This window comes from uncultured Photobacterium sp., from assembly GCF_947502415.1.
Classification (GTDB): domain Bacteria; phylum Pseudomonadota; class Gammaproteobacteria; order Enterobacterales; family Vibrionaceae; genus Photobacterium.
The window spans coordinates 1-3,389 of sequence record NZ_CANMZV010000059.1; the positions used below are offsets into that span (position 1 = coordinate 1).

4 protein-coding genes are annotated in these 3,389 nt (G+C 39.2%); 2 read left to right on the forward strand and 2 right to left on the reverse strand.

Going from position 1 to position 3,389, the window contains the following annotated elements; all coding sequences use genetic code 11:
• Window positions 1–98: 98 nt before the first annotated feature.
• Window positions 99–1,703 (forward strand): protein kinase, encoded by a 1,605-nt coding sequence (locus Q0852_RS23325; protein WP_367278188.1) that lies wholly within the window; start codon window positions 99–101, stop codon window positions 1,701–1,703.
• 475 nt (window positions 1,704–2,178) lie between these two features.
• Here the strand turns inward: Q0852_RS23325 and Q0852_RS23330 are convergent, their stop codons facing one another.
• The gene (locus tag Q0852_RS23330; RefSeq protein ID WP_299022761.1) at window positions 2,179–2,487 is read right to left on the reverse strand and encodes a DUF496 family protein; all 309 of its coding nucleotides are present in this window, start codon (window positions 2,485–2,487) and stop codon (window positions 2,179–2,181) included.
• Between the two features lie 482 nt (window positions 2,488–2,969).
• Here Q0852_RS23330 and Q0852_RS23335 point away from each other — a divergent pair, with 482 nt between their 5' ends.
• On the forward strand, window positions 2,970–3,179 hold the full coding sequence (locus Q0852_RS23335) for a cold-shock protein (protein ID WP_299022763.1): 210 nt from the start codon (window positions 2,970–2,972) through the stop codon (window positions 3,177–3,179).
• 129 nt (window positions 3,180–3,308) lie between these two features.
• Here the strand turns inward: Q0852_RS23335 and Q0852_RS23340 are convergent.
• On the reverse strand, window positions 3,309–3,389 hold an 81-nt coding region (locus tag Q0852_RS23340), incomplete at its 5' end, for an IS1 family transposase (RefSeq protein WP_299018109.1).

Genomic DNA, 3,389 nt, shown 5'->3' on the forward strand with positions numbered 1-3,389 from the left:
CGCATGACAAGGTCATTGGTACATTCAGTGAGCGAGAATTCTACAAATGAGAGTTCAACAAGTTGGCGTCATGACCCGGCGAAACTCTAGAAGAAGTTATCAAACGTTCGCGCCCAAATGGCCTCAATTACCCAAGTTCAATGAAGCTTCTTAACCAAATTGTATCTGCACTTAAATATGCTCACAACCAAAGCGTCGTTCATGCCGACTTAAAACCAAGCAACATTATGCTTACTCGTGATGGTACAATTAAAATCTTTGATTTTGGTGTTTCACGAGCGCTGAACCTTAATGCTGATATTTATGCTGCAGAAGTCAAAGATGAAACCAATGCGCTGTGCGGTTATACACCAACTTATGCTTCCCCCGAATTACTAAAAGGTAATGAGCCGGAAATCAAAGATGATATCTTTGCCTTCAGCTACATTGCATATGAACTGTTAACAAGCCAACATCCGTTTAATCGCAAACCTGCAGATCTTGCACAACAATCACAAATGCAGATAAGCAAGCCGCGTAATATTAATTACAGAAAATGGCGCATCCTTAGTCAAGGTTTACAATTTGATGGCTTAAAACGTCTGGATAGTTTCGATACATTTAATCAGCGAATCAATGCCAAACATTGGCCTCAAATTACGGCTCTGGCAACGATATGCGGGATAACGGCAATAGCCGGTTACGGATACCATTTAAAAAATAACGAAATCATCAAGTTATCATCATCGATTCAGCAGCTTGAGCAAAATGTAGCTGCAGAACATCAACTAGCCAATTTACCGTCATCAAAACTGCTTGAGTCTATTTCTTCTTTTCCTGAGGACAAATCATTACTGAAAGATGGGCTTCTTCGTAAAAATAGAAATCGGATCCTTTCGATATACGAAAAACGCATCACTACAATATTAGACCGTAAAGGTGAGCGCTATCCGGATTATTATGCCGTACAACAAGAACTGCAATCTGCCAAGCAGCTCTATCCTGACTCAATGATGCTTTCAACCTTATCTGCAGATATCAACAACAGTTGGCAAGCAACAATTGACATGCTTACTCACAAAATCAATACGCTATTAGAACAAGGTGATTATCAAGAAAAAAGTGATGAAAATGATATTTATCAGTTAATGGCCGATTTAGGTAACGTCAAAAGTGACTTCAAGCTATCTCCATCAAAAAAAGCAGAAACAACCTTTCTCAAACAGTTCAACACCGCCTCTAGCCAGCGTGATTTCTCTAAGCTAAGTGAAATAATTAAAGCAGGCAATTTGATTTTTACAGAACAAGCACACCTTCTGACGTCGGCAATCAAGCTAGTAGATGCCATTCAACAAATGAATGAATATCGTAAGCAAAAACAACACGGCAACTCACCTGATTTTCCATACTTGGCAGCTAACCTATTCTATAAGTACCAATTTGGCAATTTTAACTCCCAACTCAACAAAGTCAGAACTGTGGCGCAGTTAGACAAGCTGAACAAAAACGTAAATAAACTCACCACTTCATTACCAAATGATTTTTCGCCTTTAATTCAAATCCGCCTTTCTATGGCAACACGCTATCTGGAGTTTTCCGACCAATTCTTGAAAGCAAAAAAAGAGCGTAGCGCAAGTTCTGTTATGAAAAAAGCCAACAATCTCTTCGCTCGAGTAGAAGAAGCTAAGGCATATACATCACGAACGCAGGCTAATCATGGATAGACACTGATTATTCATTTTAGTAGAGACAACTCTTTAGCCACACTCGAGAGAGGATATTTTGCTTACAGAACCTTCATTTAATAATGCAAAGTTTCATAGGACGCTGTTAGTTGCCCCTGTCGGACTTTGTTACGTTATAACACCTGTCTCAAGGCCAATCAGCGGCGATCTTAATAACGCACTCTGGCAATACCAAAACAAGTATTGGGCTGATCATTTGCTCCGTACGCATTGTAATACCTGGGGGTATCGCTTTGACTTAACGACACTGTATCGCCAGCTATGCCCCACTCCGCTTCAGCGACATAAATCATATAACGATATGATCGATGAACTCAGTGATCGCATGGCAAATTGTGAACTATTGGTTTATTGCGTACACAACTTTATTTCGCCGCCATCCGATATCAACCAACTAAGCTAACCCATACACAAAAACCCGGCATTTGCCGGGTTTTTAAAATTCTGCTCAAGGTTACTGTTTAGAGCCGATCTCTTGTTTCTTCAGATCTTTTACGTTCTTGCTTACTTCACGGCGCTCTTTAGAAAGCTCAGCACTGATGATGATGTGATCATCAACACGATCCTCGTAGTCGCCCTTCATGTTTTCGACAATTTCTACAATCTGATCATGAGTCATATCAACTTTGATATAGTCAAGCAGGTTTTCCAGTAGCTCAACACGCTTACGGTTATCGCGGATCTTACGATCATTATCCAAAATTTCGCGCTTTAGCTTATTTTTACGGCGTGTCTGGCGTACCAGTTCCAGGATAGTGTTCATTATTTGTCCTTTTATGAATCTACAAAACCTAACTAGCTTCGTTATAACAGAAAGTTATGGCGTTACTCAAGTCACATTATGAGCCAAAAAAGATTATCAACGATTCTTTGATTTGATACAGAAAAAAAACGAATAATGAACATTTCAACCCATTTCACGCGAGTGATTACTTGCATCATCTCATATGTGAAAATTTTTGCTTTTAATTCATTTGCCTAGAGATCATGAAAATAATGACCAAAAAGTAAAAAACGTGTGAATTCATCCACAATTTTCCCATCATTCTATTTGCAAAAAATATAGCAATGCCTACTCTTTCAATAGACCAGTAGTGTTTGGCAATGATGCAACAATGTGAACGAATGCCCTTCATGATCGGTCCTTGCTCAAAGGATGTTGTATTGAAGAAATCTGTTTCAATTGTCACCAAAGTTAAATAGTTATTGGCGTTTATTTTTTGATGTAGAAATTCAGGAGACAGTATGTCTAAAGCAACAGGTACCGTTAAGTGGTTTAACGAAGAAAAAGGTTTTGGTTTTATCACTCAAGACAACGGCGGTGCTGACGTGTTCGTTCATTTCCGTGCCATTACAGGCGATGGTTTCAAAACTCTCGCTGAAGGCCAGAAAGTCGTGTTCGAAACAGAGCAAGGTCCTAAAGGCTTACAAGCAGCTAACGTAGAAAAGATCTAATCCTCAGCTACGGTAGTTCCAAAACTAAAAGGGCTTTTTAGCCCTTTTTTCGTTTCACACCGTTTCATTATAAAATTTTATTTTTTTGCAAAAAACCATCAGATCTGGTCATGACGCCAACTTGTTGAACTAACATCTGTAGAACTCACGCTCAATGAATGTGCCTATCACTTTGTCGTGCATTTCTTCAGATTTAGAGAAACCAATGGT